Annotated in this window: 16 protein-coding genes and 1 pseudogene; 7 read left to right on the forward strand and 10 right to left on the reverse strand. The window is 35.0% G+C overall.

Annotation, left to right across the window (positions count from 1 at the left end; genetic code table 11):
• Positions 1-311: 311 nt before the first annotated feature.
• The 3 genes from FNOD_RS07490 to FNOD_RS07495 form a co-directional block, all read right to left on the reverse strand.
• Positions 312-2348 carry a methyl-accepting chemotaxis protein gene (locus FNOD_RS07490; RefSeq protein WP_011994585.1) on the reverse strand — a complete coding sequence of 679 codons (2037 nt, stop codon included), beginning with the start codon at positions 2346-2348 and terminating at the stop codon, positions 312-314.
• Between the two features lie 225 nt (positions 2349-2573).
• Positions 2574-2714, reverse strand: a complete 141-nt coding sequence (locus tag FNOD_RS09995; protein WP_148202066.1) for a Sir2 family NAD-dependent protein deacetylase — start codon at positions 2712-2714, stop codon at positions 2574-2576.
• Between the two features lie 104 nt (positions 2715-2818).
• Positions 2819-4021, reverse strand: coding sequence for an exopolysaccharide biosynthesis polyprenyl glycosylphosphotransferase (locus tag FNOD_RS07495; RefSeq protein WP_202965516.1), 1203 nt, complete (start codon positions 4019-4021; stop codon positions 2819-2821).
• A 2-nt stretch (positions 4022-4023) separates the two neighbouring features.
• On the opposite strand from FNOD_RS07495, the gene FNOD_RS07500 reads away from it, so the two are divergent.
• The 4 genes and pseudogenes from FNOD_RS07500 (at position 4024) to FNOD_RS07515 (ending at position 7398) form a co-directional block, all read left to right on the forward strand.
• A complete protein-coding gene (locus FNOD_RS07500; RefSeq protein ID WP_011993438.1) occupies positions 4024-5211 on the forward strand; it encodes an ISL3 family transposase in 1188 nt (395 codons plus the stop codon).
• A gap of 168 nt (positions 5212-5379) precedes the next feature.
• Positions 5380-5607: pseudogene (locus tag FNOD_RS07505) on the forward strand (winged helix-turn-helix domain-containing protein); the annotation flags it as partial.
• Complete coding sequence (locus FNOD_RS07510; RefSeq protein WP_238374632.1) at positions 5594-6571, forward strand: sensor histidine kinase; 978 nt, start codon at positions 5594-5596, stop codon at positions 6569-6571. The pseudogene FNOD_RS07505 and the gene FNOD_RS07510, both read left to right, overlap by 14 nt.
• Positions 6556-7398: a M15 family metallopeptidase gene (locus FNOD_RS07515; RefSeq protein WP_011994588.1), complete on the forward strand. Its 843-nt coding sequence runs from the start codon at positions 6556-6558 to the stop codon at positions 7396-7398. The genes FNOD_RS07510 and FNOD_RS07515 overlap by 16 nt, the downstream gene beginning before the upstream one ends.
• A 158-nt stretch (positions 7399-7556) precedes the next feature.
• Here FNOD_RS07515 and infB read toward each other — a convergent pair whose 3' ends face one another.
• The 3 genes from infB to FNOD_RS07530 all read right to left on the reverse strand — a co-directional run bounded on the left by infB (position 7557) and on the right by FNOD_RS07530 (position 11206).
• Positions 7557-9614, reverse strand: a complete 2058-nt coding sequence (gene infB / locus FNOD_RS07520; protein ID WP_011994589.1) for a translation initiation factor IF-2 — start codon at positions 9612-9614, stop codon at positions 7557-7559.
• 154 nt (positions 9615-9768) lie between these two features.
• Positions 9769-10737, reverse strand: a complete 969-nt coding sequence (locus tag FNOD_RS07525; protein ID WP_011994590.1) for an NAD-dependent epimerase/dehydratase family protein — start codon at positions 10735-10737, stop codon at positions 9769-9771.
• 22 nt (positions 10738-10759) lie between these two features.
• A complete protein-coding gene (locus FNOD_RS07530; RefSeq protein ID WP_011994591.1) occupies positions 10760-11206 on the reverse strand; it encodes a MarR family winged helix-turn-helix transcriptional regulator in 447 nt (148 codons plus the stop codon).
• Positions 11207-11506: 300 nt separating this feature from the next.
• Between FNOD_RS07530 and FNOD_RS07535 the strand changes: the two genes are divergently transcribed.
• A complete protein-coding gene (locus FNOD_RS07535; RefSeq protein WP_011994592.1) occupies positions 11507-13138 on the forward strand; it encodes a phosphoenolpyruvate carboxykinase (ATP) in 1632 nt (543 codons plus the stop codon).
• 142 nt (positions 13139-13280) lie between these two features.
• Positions 13281-13919 (forward strand): peroxiredoxin, encoded by a 639-nt coding sequence (locus FNOD_RS07540; RefSeq protein WP_011994593.1) that lies wholly within the window; start codon positions 13281-13283, stop codon positions 13917-13919.
• A 73-nt stretch (positions 13920-13992) separates the two neighbouring features.
• On the opposite strand, the gene FNOD_RS07545 is transcribed toward FNOD_RS07540, so the two are convergent.
• From FNOD_RS07545 to glnA, 4 genes are all read right to left on the reverse strand, one after another.
• The gene (locus FNOD_RS07545; protein WP_011994594.1) at positions 13993-16449 is read right to left on the reverse strand and encodes a glycogen/starch/alpha-glucan phosphorylase; all 2457 of its coding nucleotides are present in this window, start codon (positions 16447-16449) and stop codon (positions 13993-13995) included.
• 261 nt (positions 16450-16710) lie between these two features.
• A complete protein-coding gene (locus FNOD_RS07550) occupies positions 16711-17139 on the reverse strand; it encodes a NifB/NifX family molybdenum-iron cluster-binding protein (protein WP_011994595.1) in 429 nt (142 codons plus the stop codon).
• Positions 17140-17180: 41 nt separating this feature from the next.
• Positions 17181-17555 (reverse strand): PadR family transcriptional regulator, encoded by a 375-nt coding sequence (locus tag FNOD_RS07555; protein WP_011994596.1) that lies wholly within the window; start codon positions 17553-17555, stop codon positions 17181-17183.
• Positions 17556-17704: 149 nt separating this feature from the next.
• Positions 17705-19075 (reverse strand): type I glutamate--ammonia ligase, encoded by a 1371-nt coding sequence (glnA, locus tag FNOD_RS07560; RefSeq protein WP_011994597.1) that lies wholly within the window; start codon positions 19073-19075, stop codon positions 17705-17707.
• Between the two features lie 288 nt (positions 19076-19363).
• On the opposite strand from glnA, the gene FNOD_RS07565 reads away from it, so the two are divergent.
• Positions 19364-20443 carry a glucose-1-phosphate thymidylyltransferase gene (locus FNOD_RS07565; RefSeq protein ID WP_041256973.1) on the forward strand — a complete coding sequence of 360 codons (1080 nt, stop codon included), beginning with the start codon at positions 19364-19366 and terminating at the stop codon, positions 20441-20443.
• Positions 20444-20463: the final 20 nt, after the last annotated feature.

Here is a 20463-nt window from a genome sequence, read left to right on the forward strand (position 1 = left end):
AGAGCCAAAAAAGAAAAGGAGAGAGTACATCTCCCCTTTTTTGTATTATTTTCTTAACCAAGAACCCTTAAAAAATCCTCTTAAAAAGCCTTTAAAAGCCTTTAGAAATGCAAGAAGATTAGAGGTAGTATTTTAATATGTCTTTTCTTAAAGCGTTGCTTATGAGTAGCGGTATAAATGGTAATATTGCATAAAAATGGATTATTAACAAACAAACTGTTATTGTTAATACCTTTTTCCTACTTTTGATAATATTTTTTCCCCTTACCTAAAATAATTATGATCGCAACGTTTGAAACTATGGCTTCATTTTAAATCTTAAATTTCTCTACTTGTGTTTCTAAATTCTTTGCAACTTCCATTATCTGCTGTGCTGATGTTGCAATTTCTTCAGTTGTAGCTGCCAACTTCTCAACCGATGCTGATACCTCTTCTGAAGCTGCTGAATTCTCCTCTGCTACTGTACTTACACTCTCTAAATGCCCCATAGCTGTATCCTTTTGCTTCATTACACCCTCAATTTGCTTGTATGTTTCTTCTATCTGAGGTACAGAGGACGAAATAGCCTCTATTATAGCATCAAATGCAGCAACATTCTTTTCAACATTTTCTAATTGAGCTGTTATATTCACAGTAACTTCATTAGATGCCTGAACAACTTTGTTTGTATCAGCTGTAACACTGGTTAAAATTGCTTTAATTTTATCTGCAAATGCTCTTGATTCGTTTGCAAGTTTTTTCACTTCCTCTGCCACAACTGCAAATCCTCGTCCTGCACTACCAGCCCTCGCTGCCTCTATCGCTGCGTTGAGTGCTAAAAGATTTGTCTGGTCTGCAATTCCATTCATAACATTTATGATTTCGTCAACCTGAGCAATTGAGCCTGACAAGTTTTTAATCTTTTCAACCAAAGTGTTGAATATATCTCTGACACTCCTAATAAATGTTATAAGTAAATCCATCTCTTTCTTACCTTTTTCGGCCAACCTGGATGCATTCTGACTGTTTTCCTTTATACTATTGAACATTGTATATACTCTTTCCAAATTCTGTGCCATCAAATCAAACAACTCTACCACTTTCTGAACAGAATTTACCTGCTCGCTTGCTCCCTGGGCAACTTGCTGTATAGCTTTTGCAACTTCACTTGATGAAGCTGCAATCTCTTCTGATACCGAAGTTAAACTTTCTGAATTGGTAGAAAGTATCCCTACTCCATCTTTCAAATTTGCAAGTAGCGGTTTTATATCTGCCTGCAGCTTATCTATCGCCTTTGCCAGCAGTCCTATCTCATCTTTACGCTTAAGGTAAATCTCTGGAACAGGCATTGTAAAATCACCGTTTGCAATTACCCCCAAATGATTTACAGCAACTATCAGCGGCGTTGTAATACTTCTTGTAAATAAAAGTATTAAAAGTACTGCAATAATGATTATTATAATTGATGTGATCAGCATGAATTTACTAAGCCCCGATGCTCTTGCCAATATTTCAGAAGCAGGGGCTACAACTGCAATAGACCAACCGGTAGAACCTATAGGTGAATAAGCAATAAATTCCCTTACACCTTTAAAGGTATATTCGCCAATTCCTTCTTCGCCTTTAGTCATTTTAGAAACAATATTAGCCAAAGGAACTAAAGATTGGTCTTGTTTTGCTAAATCTATAATATTTTCTTGTTTTAATACTCGCTCTATTTCTTTATGCGCAATGGTTTTTCCTGTAGCATCTACTGCAAAGGCATAACCGGTTTTGGCGTAAGTTACGCTTTTTATAGGATCGCTTAAACTAGTTCCATCAATTACTCCAAACAGCACACCTATTATTTCATTTGTTTTATAATGTCTAATTGGTGTTGCACAAACAAACACTAATGAGTTATCTACTTTGCTGATGAGGCTGCTTGAAACCACCGTTTTGCCCGATAGAGCTTCTTTAAAATATTCCTTGTCCGAAATATTTGCTTTGCTTCCATCTGATAAAAAAGCATTACCTTGTTTATCTGCGATGCCAAATTGTTTAAATCCCAGGCTTTCGCCTTTTTTTGCCTCGCTTTTAATGACGTTTATTTTTTCTTCCAATGTTGCCTCCCGCTCGCCCCAAATTCCTCTTATTATATTTCTGTTAGCTATCATTTCAATAATATAAAATTTGGCTTGTATTCTACTGTTTTGTGTCTCAGCAAGCTGTTTTGCAACTTTCAGCATTGCCTCCTTTGCTTCTGCCTCTAATGCTTTGCCAGCTTGATTCTCGCTTATAAAAAATAAAATAAGGCAGCCAATTAAAACAATAAGCCCAAACAAAACAGCAATTCTCATTTTTAAGCTTTTGTTGTAAAACCCAAGCATATCACTTTCACCTCCTTTTTTTCTCAAACTTCCTACATTTCATTATATCAATCAAAACCGGTGTTGTCAAGTTTGCCCTTCTCACCTAGTTAAAGAAAGAATGAACAGCTATTCATCACAATCCCCTAAATAGACTATTACTACTTACTGATATAGTTATCTCTTAATAGTTTTATGCCCTTATTTTTCCTCTTTAATGCACCCTGTAGAGAAAAATTTTTTGGGTTAACCTTGCCCTTCTCCTAAAATCATTAAAGTATTACAGCGAGGGCACTTAACATGTTCCAAATTCCTGTGTATTTCAATAAAATTTTGACTCTCAGCCTTTTTATGTAATTTATCTATGTTTATCGTAATTATTGGCATTTTACATTTTGCAAGATACTTATTGAAATAAAACAAAAAAGCTTTAATTTTCTCACAGCTTTTCTGAACAAACAAAGAGTTTAATTTTTAAAGTTTAAACTTACTTATTGTTTCTGGTTTTTTACCCCCTCTGCCGCCTCTTTTGTAAAGATTGTCTTTAAAGTCAGAAGCAAAATCTTAATATCAAGAAACACAGAGTAATTTTTTATATATATCAGATCAAGCCTTAGCTTATCTTCCGGGCTTGTTGCATACTTGCCGTAAACCTGTGCAAGCCCTGTTAGCCCTGCCTTTACATTGTGGCGAAGAGAATACTCCGGATACAGTTTTTTAAACTGCTCAACAAAGTATGGGCGCTCGGGTCGTGGTCCAATAAAGCTCATCTCACCTTTTAGAATATTTACAAGCTGAGGAATCTCATCAAGCCTTGTTGCGCGCAAAAACCGCCCCACCCTCGTTATCCTCGGGTCATTCTCGGTTGCCAGGACAGGTCCTGTCATCTTCTCAGCATCCTTTACCATTGTCCTGAACTTCAGAACGTAAAACTCTCTTTCGCCTTCTGTAACCCTTTTTTGTCTGTAGATTACCGGTCCTTCAGAATCAAGTTTTATGGCAATTGCAATCAGAATCATAATAGGAAAAGAAACAACCAGCGCAACAGAGGCAAGGAGAACATCGCACACTCTTTTAATTAGCTTTTGCTCGGATGTAAGCTCCGGCTGCTCGATTGAAAGTGTTGCAACATCGTCAAACTGAATAACCCTTGCGCGCGACACCAGAATGTCCCTGAAGTCGGGCGCAATGAAAATGTGCTTTTTGAACTCTATTGCCTTTTTAATAATCTCGCTTTTCAAATTCTCATCCATTTTTGAATAAAGATAGATTGTATCAACCACTTTTATATACTGTACAAGATCTTCAGCAGTTTGGGGCTCCAGAACATATTTTACATCAATCCACCCTTTTGATATGTTTTGAAGCTTTTGGGCAAACTCCTGTGCCTTTGGCATATAACCTATTACCATCACATGCTTTACACCCTGCACTCTTTTGAAGACATATAAAACAAGCCCTCTCCAGCCAACGAGCAGCAAAAACTGGATAAAAAATGCAATTATGAATATACTTCTTGGAAAGGCAAAGTGCCTGTAAAAGAAGGTAGAAACAACTGTTAAAAATTGCGGCTCTATAATAAATATTGGGGTGGGTAAAAAGGAAAAAATATAGCACTTATTCTGAATGCCTGCTATAATAAAAACTGTTTTATGACAAAAAAAACACTCAAAAAGAAAGGAGGCATCCAGAATAAGTGCTCAAATCTAATTATATCACTGAACTTTTAAAATCGAAAGATATTATTCTTCACCAAATGAATGAGAATGAAAGTGAAATAGAACTTCACATAAGTCAGGTACAAAAGCCCCACAAATGTCCTAAATGTGGTAATATTACAAGTAAGGTACATGATTATCACACACAGAAGGTAAAAGACGTACCTATAATGGGCAAGAAAACATATTTGATTATAAGAAAGAGAAGATATGTCTGCAAAGCATGTGGGAAGAAGTTTTTTGAACACATAAGTTTTTTAGGCAAATCTCAAAGGATGACAAATAGACTTGCAGCATATATTATAAGTCAACTTGGAAGTTTAACAAGTATGAAAGAGATAGCAAAACACACAAATGTTTCAGTGACAACAGTTATGAGATTGTTTGATAAAGTAAATCCAGGTCAAACTGTAGATGAGTTTTCTTCTGAAGCAATATGTGTAGACGAGTTTAAAGGCAATGCAGGTGGAGCAAAATATCAATGTATATTTGTAGATCCTGTAAAAGGGCAAATAATCGAGATTTTGAAAGATAGAAAGCAAAATATTTTAATTGAGTATTTTAAGAGGCTGAAAGGTAGAGATAAAGTAAAATATTTTATCTGTGATATGTGGAGACCATTTGTAGAGGTAGCAAAAACATATTTTAAAAACGCTAAAATAGTGATAGACAAATTTCATTTTACCCGATACGTTTATTGGGCTTTAGAAAATGTGAGGAAAAGGGTACAAAAGAAATTAGGAAGTAATTTGAGGAGATATTTTAAGAGGAGTAGGAAGTTATTATTGAAGAATTATGAAGAACTTGAGCCTGAGCAAAGAGAAGAATTAGAAGTAATGTTTTGGTATAGTCAAGATTTGAGGAAAGCCCATCAACTCAAAGAAGAATTTAAGAGAGTGTTAAAGAGCAGTAATTCTGAAGAAGCAAGACTCGTATTAAAAAAGTGGATAGAGAGAGCAGAGCAAAGTGGACTTTCTGAATTTATGAGATGTGTAAAGGTTTTTAGGAGCTGGTTTTCGGAGATAGTAAATGCATTTGATGTTCCGTATACTAATAGTATGACAGAAGGTTTTAACAACAAAATAAAGGTACTAAAGAGGAATGGATTTGGATACAGGAATTTTGAAAGATTCAGGAAGAGGATTTTGTACAGTTGTGGTAGATAAGTTGAAAAAGTTGAATATTTAAAAACCCACTATATGAGTGGGCAAAAGTGGTATTAGTTTTTTTAGATTTGATTGCCTATAATATACATTAATAACATTTAATGTATGCTTGAAAAAGCTAAAAAGGTGGGCATTCAGAATACCCACCCCACTACTTGACAAAGAGCCGAAATATTGAAATTGTTGGCTCAAAGACCAGACAGGGTTTATTCTCGTGAAGAAATATTAGAGACCATCTGGACTGATGAGTATGATGTTTTTGATAGAGTTGTCGATGTACATATAAATAGTCTTAGAAAGAAACTTGGAAAAGATTGGATAATAACCGTTAGGGGGGTTGGGTACAAATTTTCAAAAAAGGGAGATGCCCAATCAAGTGAAAATGAGCGATTATGATAAGGACTTTGTAAGGGTACTATTAAACAATTTAGAAGAAGCGATCTTTTTACTCGATAAAACAACTATCACATTTGCCAATGAAATGGCAAAAAGTTTTTTTGGCCCAAGCGAAGGTATGGATATTTTTGACTTGCTTATATTTGAAAAGTCTACTTTATTAGTGGATTCAATACATGAACGTAAACCATTGAATATCGAATCAAAAGTATTTCTCAGTAAGAAAGGCGGCTGGTGTGATTTTTACATTAGATACATACCAGAAATAGAAGCCTTATTAATGAGAGATGTATCTTTTATAAAAATTATCGAAGAGGCTAAATTAAACATGTCTGTTCTTATCTCGCATGAGTTAAAAAATCCGTTGGGAGTTATTGAAAGCATTGTTTCTGATATGCTTGAAAACGAAGAAGATGAAGAAAAAATAGAAAAATTATGGAAAATAGAAAAACAGTCCAAAAGGCTTAATAGAATTATCCAACAGATTGAGTATATAACTATGGCACAACTTGGTCTTTACGTTCCAAGAAAGGAAACTTTAAATGTCCAGAAAATTATTTCAGAAGTTATGGAAGAAATCGAAGAGTTGAGGAAGAAAAAAGAAATAGAAATTTCCATAAATCTTGAGACTAAAACGATAGAAGCTGATGGATTCATAATTCGAACAATCCTTAAAAATTTACTTTCAAACGCTTTAAAATATTCTTTCGAAAAGTCAAAAGTTATTCTCGAGTTTAGTGCTGAAAGAATGAGTATTCAAGACTTTGGTATTGGTGTGCCAGATTCTGAGAAGGAAAAGATATTCGGTAGGTTCTATAGAACACCAAGTGCGGTAAAAATGGCCTCTGGTTCAGGATTGGGATTAGCGGTTGTTAAGCATCTTGCAAGTATTGCAAATTACAAAATTGAATTTGAATCACAACACCTTATAGGAACAAAGGTGATAGTATGGTTTGGAGAGTGAATTTACTTAGAACAATTCTTTTAATTTTACTTAGTACTAGTTTACTTAGTACTAGTGTTTTTCCAGTATTAGTAGACAAGGACTACTTGGTGAATTTGAAAAGAGATTTGTTTTGTTTGATGGTATCTTACAATAGTTACATCACCGACATAGAAATTAGTGGAAAATACGTTTACTTGGTGATGAAGTCTGGAGAGAGAGTCATATACGATGATTTTTTAGAAAAAAATTTTGAGGAGAAATTATCAAATGGTGATTTGCAAGATTCAATGGAGTTAATTTATCCATTGGATTTTCCAACAAATATCGCCACAAACAGCTTCGATCCTGGACGAGTTAGAAGCTATGAATTTTTGAAAGCTGTATATGGAAAAGACAAAGAAAGTATAGAAAGTAAACTAACCATTGTGAAAACATCTTTGGGGGAGTGGAAATTTAACAATGAAAATAACGCAGCATCTAAATTCAAAGAAGCATTGGATAATGCGCATAGTTTAATATTGAATAACGAAGGCATAAAAGAGTTTGTACTGCCTTTATTGGGTACTTATGTGTTCAGAAAAATTGCAAATTCCAACCAACTTAGCATGCATGCATTTGGCTTGGCTGTTGACTTGGCGCCAAAAAGAGAAAGTTACTGGCTCAACGCAAGCTATGAGCAGGGATTAAAGCTTTTAAGATTATATCCAAAACAACTTGTGGAGATTTTTGAAAGTAATGGATTTATCTGGGGTGGAAAATGGGCTCATTTTGATTTAATGCACTTTGAGTACAGGCCAGAGTTGATATTGAAATCGAGAGTTGATATTGAAATCGAAGTTATTTGAAAAATCAAATAATGATGGACCTTGGTACGTAGATAATGACATTTATGAAAGTTATAAAATATTGATTGATTATATCGATAAAAAACTTGCCAATTACCACTAATCTAAGTAATAAAAAACACCCCATAATCCGGGGTGTTTATGCGATTTTTGATTGGCTATATTTGCTGCTTTTCCTCTTCAATAATTGTCAACTTCCTTGGAATTTTCTTTATAATATAAAATTCTAGCTCATCGCCTTCTTTTATATCGTCAAAGTTTTGGAACTTTATACCGCATTCTTGTGGAGCGCTAACTTTATTGACGTCTTGTTGATAATGTTTCAGAGACTCTATTTTCCCTTCGAAAACGAGTGCACCGTTTCTGTATATTCTCACAAATCCAGATTTATCAACGTATCCATCATACATTTGAACGCCTGCGATATTTCCGTATTTGTGGATTTTGAATGCCTTCTTAATTTCTCCATAACCTGTTTTTTCTTCAACTTCTTCAGGTTCAAGCATTCCTTCAAGCGCCGCCTTTAAATCTTCAAGGAGTTTGTAAATAATTGTGTATGTTTTTATTTGAACTCCTTCGCTCTCAGCAAGCTTTGAAGCTTGGTTGTCGGCTTTAACCCTGAATCCAAGGATAATAGCTTCAGATGCGCTTGCTAGCATTATATCGCTTGAATTTATAGCTCCGACCGCTGAGTGGACAATATCTATATCTATCTCATTTGTTCTTAATTTTGCTATTGCGTTTTGAAGGGCTTGGAGTGAACCAACGGTATCGGCTTTCAAAATAAGTTTTAATTCTCGTTTTTCAGTTTCCTGCATTCGTTTGAGTATTTCCTCAAGTTTTACTTGTCTCTTCTTTCTTAATTCCCTTGCTTCTATTTCTCTTACTTTTTCGACAATTTCAAGTGCTTTCTCTTTTGAGTCAACTACATAGATTATACTGTGTGGGTCTGGTAATTCTTCAAAACCGACAATCATAACTGGTGTTGATGGTTCTGCTTCTTTTAATCTTTTACCTTTATCATCGATGAGAGCTTTTACTTTACCAAATACTTTACCTGCGACTACGTAATCCCCTACTTTTAATACACCATCTTTAACGATAGCATTCGCTACAGGGCCATAACCTTTGTCAAGTCTTGTCTCTATGGTAACCGCTCTAACTGGCGAATCTGGTATGCATCGTATGTCCTGCATTTCAGCTACAAGGAGTATCATTTCCAAAAGTGTATCGACGTTGATTCCATTTCTTGCCGAAATAGGGACAACAATCGTGTCTCCGCCCCAATCTTCTGGAATGAGATTCAATTTCGTCACTAATTCTTGCTTTGTCATGTCAACATTAGCATTTGCTTTATCTATTTTGTTAATAGCCACTATTATTGGTACGTTCGCAGATTTCGCGTGGTTATAGGCTTCTATGGTTTGAGGCATGACACCGTCATCTGCGGCTACAACTAATACTACTATGTCAGTCGCTTGAGCGCCACGGGCTCGCATTTCTGTAAAAACTTCGTGACCAGGTGTATCAATGAATGTGATTTTCTTACCATTTACAATAACTTGGTAAGCACCAACGCTCTGAGTGATTCCGCCTTCTTCCTTTTCTGCGACTCTTGTTTTTCTTATATAGTCAAGTAAAGTCGTTTTACCATGGTCGACGTGTCCCATTACTGTAACTACAGGAGGCCTGTTTACCAATTTGTCTTTATTATTTTGGTATATTTCCTCAAATTGTCTTTTTAATTCATCGAGAGGATTTTCCAATTTTGGTTGCTCTTTTACAGCAGTTTCGTCTTCTTCGAAAGTCAATCTTACGTCGTACATCTTCGCAATTTTTTTAGCAAGCGAAATCGAAATTGTTTGGCCAGGTTTGAGAATTTCACCTTTCATGAAGAAATCTTGAATAATTCTGTTTTGTGGTATTTTTATCTTTTCGGCAAATTTATCAAGCTTTAAATCAGCCTCTGTTATGTGGACTGGAGGCTTTTTCGCTTCTGTTTTCTCTTTAGACGGTTCACGTGTTTTTGCAAGAGATATATCTTCCTCTTCATCAAGAGTTTGCTTGTATATGTCAAGGAGGATATTTACAGTTTCCTCATCAATAAAACTCATGTGGCTCTTAACTTCAATACCAAGCTCCTCCAACTCGTGGAGTAATTCTTTTGTATCCATATCAAGCTGCTTTGCCAATTCGTATACCCTTAAGCGTGCCAATAAATCCACCTCCTCAGTTCCACAAATGCTATTATATCACACAACCACAACTTTATTCAACCTGTTCAAGCAAATGAAAAAAATATATCAAATTTGTCAAAAATATTTTTGGCAAATTTGATATTTAATAATATAAATTTGGTAAATAAAAAGTTCAATGTATTTCGTCAAGCCATTTGAAAAAATCTTGAATGGTCTCTTCCACTTTTCTTGGATGATAAGCTATTGTGCTTGAAAGCTTTTCGTGAGAATAGGTATAATCGAGCTCAAGTGTGTGTAATGCATATGGAACGAATTCAACGGGGATTTTAAAAAGCGAGTTAAATAATAGTGTTAAATAACTCATTAGACGTGCGGATGAATTTTTTAGTATCTTGTATTTTCTCAGACCACATAACAATGGTAATTTTTCGAAGTGAATTTTGTTTCCAGAGACTATGAAGCCTTGATGGTTCACGATATAATGTCTTTCTTTTAAAAGATTATATAAAGCAACGATGCTATTTGCGACATCTCTAACATCAACAAAATCGAATCTACCATTTACTGTTATCTTTAGCTTTCCAAGTCTATATTTTTCCAAAACTCTTGAGAAATAAGAAAATTTATAATCATATGGCCCAAATATCCCTGTTGGAAATACAATAAAACCACTTAAACCATCTTTAAATGCTTCCATAACCTTTTTGGTGGCTATTGCTTTTGACTTTGCATAATCCCCGACTACGTTATTTTCGTCAATTGGAGTCTTTTCATCTATTACGGATCCGGGTTTGACTTCGGAGAACGCATGTACGCTACTAACGTATATGAGTGGAATTCTGTGCTCTTTAGCTAAATTTATAATGTTATTTGTGCCATCAACGTTTACAGAATATATTAGCTTTTTGTTGGAATTTGTGATTGATATAACCGACGCAAGGTGAAAGACAGCATCGACACCACTAAAAGCTTTTTTAATATCACCGCGAATATCACCATAAACAACCTCGATAGGTAAGTATTGTAATGAATAGAGAGAATCTCCAGGTTGGACTAAAACCCTTACTTTTTCACCTTCGGTGATTAATTTTTTAATTAAAACATTGCCAAGGTGTCCTGTACCTCCAGTAACTAATACCATACTCTTTTAGCCTCCAAATTTATTATTTTTTAGAAATTACTCTTGAAAATTCGAGTATACTATCAAAACACTCGTTTAGTTTTTGAATTTTTTCGTTTCCGAAAGATTTATAGACGCCATCTAATATAGTTTGAAATGAGGACAAGAACTTGTTAAATAGTTTCTGTCCATTTTCCGATAAGTGAATCATTGTATATCTTCTGTCTTTTTCGTCTTCAACAGTTTCTATAAGTTTGTTTTCTATTAATTTTTTCAAAGACATACTTACTGTACTTTTTGATACTCCAAGTTTTTTGGAAATTTCGTTATTAAAAGTTTTGTCGTTTGTTGCTATAAACAAAAATATGTAAAGTTCAGTTGTACTCATTTCTTCAAATTCAGAAATCTGTGGTATGAAGTTTACGAAATTGGTGGTGATTTCCATAATGTTTTTTACAACTTCTTTAGCAAACTCTATGTTGAGTTCCATAGTTGACCCTCCTATTTTGATTTTCGCCCTATATATTTAGACAGTTTATTTTTTAAATAGTTCAAAAATTAAACTAATTTTTTTAATCAATAAAACTTTGGAAAAAGAAGAAAAAAGTCCTATATTTGTATTAATCTCTTTAAATTATCGATTTTCAATGCTATGTTATAGTATGTTTTATTATGCAAAGTTTATTTGTTATGTTTAAAAGGTTTAAAATTTACTTGTGAAATTTCATGGGTTAAATCTATTGATAAATTTGAAAATCAAAACTTTAGAATCAGAAGAGGAGGTTTTTGTATGTCAACAAATGGAAGGTGGAAGTGGCAGGATGTTAACAAAGTTAACTTTTCTAAGATTAGAACGACGATTGAAACAGCTTTTTATGGAAATAATGTTGAGTTACTCACTTCAAGAAGAGAAGCTTACAAAAAAGCGTTAAAATCTCCAGGAACTATAGCGACAGACCTTTTTGTCTATAAGCCAGAACTTCTTAATCTCGATGAGGGGACAAGAATATTGCTTTTCAACGATGGTGCGACTGTGGGAAGATTTGCAGGCGCAAGGAAAATAATAGGTATGCCAGGTGTTAATGAGGACCAATTAGCAGAAGTAATTCGTGAAGCAGTTTACGGTACAAGGTTTAGGAAAATGTACCATGCGATTAGTTTTACAGGATTACATCCTGACTTTATCGTCAAAAATCATATATTAATTCCAGAGGGGTTTGAAAATACTGTTTACAATTGGCTTCTAAACTTTCAAGACTTAACTTCAGAATATTCACTTATGTATGAAAATTCCAAGCTTTTGAATGAACCTGATATTTACATATTTACAGATCCTGATTGGTCACATCCTAATTATCCTGGTGGGCTTGCGCTCTTTGACCCGAATAACAACTGTGCCGCGTTGCTTGGATTAAGATATTTCGGAGAATTTAAGAAGGGTACTTTGACACTTGGTTGGTCTGTTGGAAATAGACAGGGATATGTGGCGTGTCATGGTGGTTTGAAAAAATACGAGTACGATGGTAAGCATTTTGTTGCTGCATTTTTTGGACTTTCTGGTTCTGGGAAGTCTACACTAACTCACGCAAAACATAAAGGTAAGTATCAAATTACGGTTCTTCATGATGATGCGCTTGTTATAAACTTAGAAGATCTTTCTTCCATCGCTCTTGAACCGTCGTATTTCGATAAAACATCAGATTATCCTCTAACAAGTGAAGACAATAAATATTTGATAACAATACAAAACTGTGGTGCAACTGTTGACGAAAATTTAAAAGTAGTCCCCGTTATGGAAGATATTAGGAACGGAAATGGTAGAGCGATAAAATCTAAATTATGGTCACCAAACAGGGTAGATAAGATTGAAGAGCCTGTAAATGCAATATTCTGGATAATGAAAGACCCGGTTTTACCACCAGTTGTAAAGATAGAAGATCCTATTCTTGCTTCTACAATGGGTGCAACATTGGCTACCAAAAGAACTTCGGCAGAAAAATTGCTTCCAGGAGTAGACCCTGAAGCGCTCGTTTTTGAGCCATACGCCAATCCATTCAGAACTTACCCGCTCTCTGAAGACTACAATAAGTTTAAAGCACTATTTGAAAAGGGAGTGGAATGTTATATAGTCAATACAGGATTCTATCTCAATAAGAAAGTACCAAAGGAATTGACCCTTGAAATTATAGAGCAAATTGTTGAGAAAAAAGCCAATTTTGTCGATTGGTTCGGTGGATTAAAAACTATGCAAATACCTGAATTTGAAGTAAGAACATCGGATTATGAATACAGAGAACTCGTTAAACTCTCACTTACAAAAAGAGTTGAATTTATTAAAAACAAAGAGATTGAAAACCAAGGATACGATAGGCTTCCGGAAGAATGTATAAGTTCATTAAATAATTTAATATCACTACTTTGATTTTGTAAATATTAAATTAAAAATTTAGTTACATTTTGTTTCTTGAAATTATTTGGACTAAGTATAAAATTATATTGGATTTAGAAATGACTTAGGAAAAACAGAAAAACCATTATGAATTTTGAAATAGGAGGTGTTTGGTATGGGTTTACCACTTATAGGAGAAAAGGTTCCTGAATTTACAGCAAAGACAACACACGGAGTTATAAATTTTCCAAAAGATTATGAAGGTAAATGGGTAGTACTTTTCAGCCATCCGGCAGATTTTACACCTGTTTGTACAACAGAATTTGTTGCATTCCAGAAAAGGTACGATGAATTCAAGGCTCTAAACACAGAACTTGTTGGTTTGAGTATTGACCAGGTTTTCTCACATATCAAATGGGTACAGTGGATTAAGGAAAAGCTTGGTGTAGAAATCAAATTCCCAGTAATTGCGGACGATAGGGGTCAAATTGCAGAGCTTTTCGGTATGATTCACCCAGGGAAGGGAACGAATACGGTCCGAGCAGTATTCATTATCGATCCAAAGGGTATACTAAGAGCATCGCTTTACTACCCACAAGAACTTGGAAGAAATATGGATGAGATTCTTAGAATGGTTAAAGGTTTGCAAGTTAATGATACAAATGGTGTTGCTCTCCCAGCGAATTGGCCAAATAACGAATTAATCGGTGATGAGGTTATTATTCCACCTGCAAGTGACTGTGCAACGGCTGCAAGGAGGATGGAAGAATACGATTGTTACGATTGGTGGTTCTGCCACAAGAAATTGAAATAATCCGAATAAATGAAGAAAACAAGCGGGAGATTAAAAACTCCCGCTTGTTTTTTATATAAAGTATTTAAAGTATTTAATCAACTTTCTTTGTCTTCCATATATCCCTAACGTATTCTTCTATAGTCCTATCGCTTGAGAACTTCCCACTTCTTGCTATGTTGAGCAAGGATTTTTTGTTCCATTCTTCTTGGTTAAGATACAATTTTTCCACGTCTTTGTGAGCTTTTTCATATGACTCAAAGTCTGCGAGTAAGAAGTATTGGTCTGGCATTGGAGCATGTTTTCCGTAAAGCAAAGATTCGTATATATCTACAAATAACTCTGGTTCATTTGGTGTGAAGTATCCACCCCTAATCATGTCAAGCACTTTCCTAATTTTTTCGTTTTCTAAGTAAATTCCAAACGGGTTGTAAATTCCTTTCCTTCTTGCTTCTTCTATTTCTTCGGCTTTAAGTCCAAAGATAAATATGTTTTCTTCGCCTACTTCTTCTAGGATTTCTATATTTGCGCCATCTAATGTTCCTAATGTGAGCGCTCCATTTATCATGAATTTCATGTTCCCGGTTCCAGAAGCTTCCGTTCCCGCCGTGGAAATTTGCTCACTGATATTTGCAGCGGGAATAATAATCTGTGCAGCTGAGACGTTATAGTTAGGTATAAATACAACTTTCAGGTGTTTATTGACAATTGGGTTTCTATTTACAACTTCCGCAACACTGTTGATGAGTTTGATTATAAGCTTTGCCATTCTGTATCCTGGAGCGGATTTACCTGCGAATATGAATGTTCTCGGAACTTCCGGCTTTTTCCCATCTAAGATTTCGTTGTATAGGTGTATTATGTGTAAAACATTTAATAATTGTCTTTTGTACTCATGGATCCTTTTAACTTGTATATCAAATAGCGTGGATGGGTCAACGGATATATCTAGTTTCTCACGGATGTAATTTGCTAATCGTTCTTTATTCCATCTTTTTGCTTCGGCAAGTTTTTTAAGAAATTCACTATCGTTTAAAAATGTTTCTAGTTTTCTCAATTCGTAAAGGTTTGTTATCCACCCATTACCTATACTTTCGGTAATGAGTTTCGCAAGTGGTGGATTACATTCCAAGAGCCATCTTCTTTGAGTTACTCCATTTGTTTTATTATTGAACTTCTCAGGGTACATTTCATAAAAATCTTTTAAAACACTTTTTTTAAGTATTTCGGTATGCAATTCAGAAACACCGTTAATTGAGAACGAAACTACAGATGAGAGATTAGCCATTCTTACCTTCTTTATGTTTCCTTCTTCAAATATGGACATATCTATAATTTTTTTCAGATTATTGTTGAATTTTTCTCCGACTTCTTTCAAAAATCTTGCGTTTATTTCCTCGATTATTTGATAATGTCTTGGAAGGAGATTTTGGAGTAATGGGGCCTCCCATTTTTCAAGTGCTTCAGGCATTACAGTATGGTTTGTGTAAGCTATTGTGTTTTTGACTATGTTCCAGGCATCATCCCAACCGTATCCTTCTTCGTCGAGTAATATTCTCATAAGTTCTGGTATTGCAAGGGCAGGATGCGTGTCGTTGAGTTGTATAACTTCGGATTCATGAAGGTTACTTAAATCGTTCCCAAATCTTCTCTTGTGCCTTCTTATTATATCTTGTAATGCGGCGCTTACAAAGAAATGTTCTTGCTTGAGCCTTAATTCCCTACCTTGGTAAAATGCGTCGTTTGGATAAAGAACTTTGCACAATGTTTCCGCAAGATTTTTCTCGTAAACGGCTTTTTCATAATTACCCTTCTCAAACTCCGCAAAGTTAAATTCGTTTATAGCTTTAGGATGCCAAAGTCTTAATACTGAAACGATGTCACTGTTGTAGCCGGTTATGTAAATATCATATGGTACGGCTAATATATCGTACGTATCCACCCATTTGAATCTAATGTTACCTTTTTCATCGGTGTAAGGTTCACTTCTTCCAAAAAACTTAACAGTTACAGCTTCTTCGGGTTTTGGAAATTCCCAAGGATAACCATTTTTTAGCCAATCATCTGGCATTTCTTTTTGGAATCCATTTTCGATTGTTTGTTTGAAGAGACCATATTGGTATCTTATCGTATAACCGTATGATAGATATCCAAGAGTTGCCAACGAGTCTAAGAAACATGCAGCGAGTCTCCCGAGTCCGCCGTTACCGAGAGCAGCATCTTCTTCAAGTAATGCTATTTTATCAAGGTCTAAATCAAATTTTTTAAGAAGAGCTTTCACCTCATCTTCAACTTGCAAGTTCAATATGTTGTTGTACAACAGTCTACCTATCAAAAACTCCATTGATAAGTAATTGACAATTCTTAAATCTTTCCTTTGATGTATGATTTCTTCGGTTCTAAGCCATTTTTCTGCAACGATGTCTCTAATGGAGTAAGATAGTGCAAAAAATTTCTGCAGAGTTGTTGAAAAGTCTTTATTTTCAGCTAATGTGTGATTGAGATGATATGTAAATTGATTTGTTATGTCAATTTTAGAGTTTTTAGCCACTATCTACACCTCTCTTACTCACCGTTGTTGTAATACACTTTGTAATTCTCTTGAATCGTTTCCAAAGTCCAATAAACCCCTTTAAAGTTTACACTAAATTTCGAAAAATGTCAAATCAGGAATAAATATTGTGCTTTTATTTTAAAATACGACTTGTTGTTTTTCTTTGCTCTCGTTTAATAAAAAATCCGCCCTTTTTTTAAAACACAAGGGCGGATTTTTTGGTTTTTTTCGAATAATTTGGAGTAAATTTATTCAGTTTTATCTGACTATATTTTTAAGTTTTCCTTCTAAAAATAGTTTTACTGCATCGTCTATGGTTGTATTTAACGGTACCAAGTAAACTCCTATTTTCCTTGCTTTAATGTCTTCAAACATATGTGGTCCCATTTTCACGGCTATAACTCCATCCACATCGCCTGTTGAAGCAAATACTTCATCATGGCCATGGTGGTGCCCGTGTTCTTGTTCGTGCTCGTGCTCATATTCATTATGTAGCCTTCCAAAGTGTCTGCCATAGCCGTGATGGTTATGTTCTCCGCCGTGGTGACCTCTTGCGTGTAGATTTTCGGAAAGTTTTCTTGATAGTTCTTTGTCACCTTCGATTTCAACAATCACAAAATACTCTGCTCTTCCGAAATGAGAAGCTACTGTTTTACCATCGTCTGTTGGGATTGCAATTCTTACCATAATACCGCCTCCTTTTGATTATTTGATTTAATTGTTTTAAACTAACTTTCCAAGAATTTTTCGAAAGATTCTTTAAGAGTATTTATCAACTCTAAAAGATTATTGAGGTATTTAATTCCGTTGTCAGTTATAGAATATACTTTTCTTAATCCTCCGTTCCCTTCTTCAACTTTGAATTCGATAATTCCGTGATGTTCGAGTTTTCTCAAAATGTTGTAAATAACGGATGGATCATGTTTGAAAGGATAGTAAGCAACTTGTTGAAGTTTTTCGTAGAGTTCATAACCATGCATTGGTTTTTGGCTTAACAGTTTCAAAATAACCGCTGTGAGAAAGTCTCCTGTTGAAAAACCAGTTTCTTCGCATCTATGTATATTTCCACCCTGACCATGTTGACATCCACATTTTCTCCTCACAGGTAAACACCTCATTACATGATAGTATTTTCTGATGACGATAATATTATATATCAGTATTGATAAAAAATCAATAGTGATAATTATAAAAATAAACGAAATCCCCAATTCGAAGAGGGATTTCGTTTATTTTTTTATTGCTATATTAATTATACATCAAAATATAAGTCGAATTCTTTTGGATGGGGTATTGAGTTAACTTGTCTTTCTTCAGAGAGTTTAATGTTTACCCAGTGTTTAATCAATTCTTTCGGGAAAGTTGTTAAAAATTCGTTATTTGATAAAAGAGCGTTGCAACTTTCTTCGAGAGATTTCGGGAGAGGTTTAACTTCTTTTTCGTATAGATCACCTTCAAATGGTCCAAAACCCTCAGCTGTTGGGTCAATTTTCTTTCTTATACCATCTACACCAGCTAGTATCATAGCTGCAAAGCCAAGATATGGATTACATGTTGCGTCGATCGTTCTAAATTCGATTCTTCTTTTTTCTGGATCTTTCACATAAGCTGGTATTCTTATCGCTGATGTTCTGTTTGCAAGCGCAAAGACTGCGTTTGTTGGGGCTTCGAAGCCAGGTACCAATCTTCTGTATGAGTTTGTAGATGGATTGGTGAATGCCATTAACGCTGGAGCGTTTTTCAATATCCCACCTATGTAATAAAGCGCTTCTTGTGAAAGGTTGTAAATCTTATCGCCATCGAATATATTTTTTCCGTTCTTTTTCAAAAATTGGTGCACGTGCATTCCATTTCCAGCTTCATCGTACAATGGTTTAGGCATAAATGTGACTAAGTAACCGTATTCTTTTGAAACTAATCGTGCAACATGCTTGACTAACATTGTATAATCGGCTGCTTTAAGAGCATCTATTAATGGTAATTCTATTTCAACCTGACATGTTCCCACCTCGTGGTGGTGGTATTTTACGGGGACACCGTACTCGAGTAATTTTTTAACTATCGCGTTTCTTACTTCCATCAGTTTATCGAATGGAGGAATTCGGTGGTAACCTTTTTTCCTTCCTACGAAATATTCTCCTGTTTCGCCCGATTTCCAAAATGCTTCTGAACTATCAATTTCCAAAGATATTTTGTTTGTTTTTACCTCGTACTTAACATTTTCGAATATGTGGAACTCGTATTCAGGTCCAAGGTATACTTCGTCTGCAATGTCTTTTATTGACTCAAGCGTTTTTTTCAATATTGTTCGTGGATCGTGTGAACATGGTGTCATGTTTTCAACTTCGTAAACGTCACATATCATAGACAAGACTTTTTCACCGTTGTATTCTTCTATTATTGCTGTGTTTGGGTCAGGGATTATTACCATGTCGCTGCTGAAGACTTCGGCATAACCAAGATTGGAAGCATCGAAGCCCACACCTTCAACAAATGTTTTTTCTGAGAAATTTGTTTTTGCAAGAGTTACATGTCTCCATCTGCCCCAAAGGTCTACAACTTTTAAGTCTATAAAATTAATTCCCTCTTGCTCAACTAACTTTAGAATTTGACTCGCGTCCATATGGATAACCTCCCATTCCAATAATTTATTCGTGTACAAAAATTCTATCACTTGTTATATTTTAGTACAAATCAAAATGCACAAAATTAGTTCTATTATCCCTTCTTAATGTTCAAAATCATTTTATTATCTTAAATTTTTCTATATATGCTATAATATACTTTGCGATGCATTGTTATGTTTTAACACTCTGAATAATTTAAGAATTGTTACTATGAATTGTTGGGTTATAATATATTGTTAAAGAAGCTCGCAAAATTTGAGAGAGTGAAAAAGGGGGATAAGACTATGAAAGCTATTATTTTATGTGCAGGTAAGGGAACAAGACTCAGACCTTTAACTTATACAACCGCAAAACACCTTATTCCTGTGGCAAACAAACCAGTTATTCTTTACACAATTGAGAAAATAAAGAGTGTTGGTATAAAACAAATAGGTATTATAGTTAGCCCGGAGAATAAGGCTGATTTTGAAGAAAATCTTGGTGATGGTAGCAAATACGGCGTTGAGATTACTTATATTCTCCAACCTGAACCAAAAGGACTCGCTCATGCTGTTTTGATGGCAAAAGATTTCTTAGGCGATGAAGATTTCATGATGTACCTTGGTGATAACCTTATTATGGATGATATAAGACCTTTTGTTGATGAATTCGAGCAAAGAAAGAATATAAGTGCACTTATAATGCTCTCGCCAGTTAACGATCCAACAAGGTTTGGTATTGCGGTAATGGAAGGAAACAGGATAGTAAAAACTGTTGAGAAACCAAAGGAACCACCTTCAAATCTTGCGATTATAGGGCTTTATTTGTTTAGAAAAGATATATTCGAAGGTATTGCAAATATTAAACCATCATGGCGTGGCGAATTGGAAATTACAGATGCGATTGATTGGCTTATCCAAAACAAAGGGAATGTTGAGGGACATATAATTTACGGATGGTGGAAAGATACAGGTAAACCCGAAGATTTGCTGGAAGCAAATCACAAGATACTTGATGATATAATCGAAGAATTCAAGATAAAAGGAACTGTTGAAGCATCATCGGTCATACAAGGTAGAGTTAGTATCGGTGAAGGTACCGAAGTGGTGAATAGTGTTATAAGAGGCCCGGTAATAATTGGTGAAAATTGTACAATCTCAAATGCCTACATAGGTCCTTACACGTCGATTGGAAATGGCGTGCTTATTGAAAATTGCGAAATTGAAAATTCTATCGTTATGGATGAGGTTAGAATTTCTAATTTCTCACCAAGAATAGATTCATCTTTAATAGGTAAGAAAGTAGAAATTGTCGAGAACGATGGGAAACCAAAAGGTGTTCAAATTATCGTTGGTGACCTAGGGAAGGTCATTGTTTCAAGGTGAGAAATAGTTGCTAATTTTGG

The organism is Fervidobacterium nodosum Rt17-B1, assembly GCF_000017545.1.
In the GTDB taxonomy this organism is placed as follows: domain Bacteria; phylum Thermotogota; class Thermotogae; order Thermotogales; family Fervidobacteriaceae; genus Fervidobacterium; species Fervidobacterium nodosum.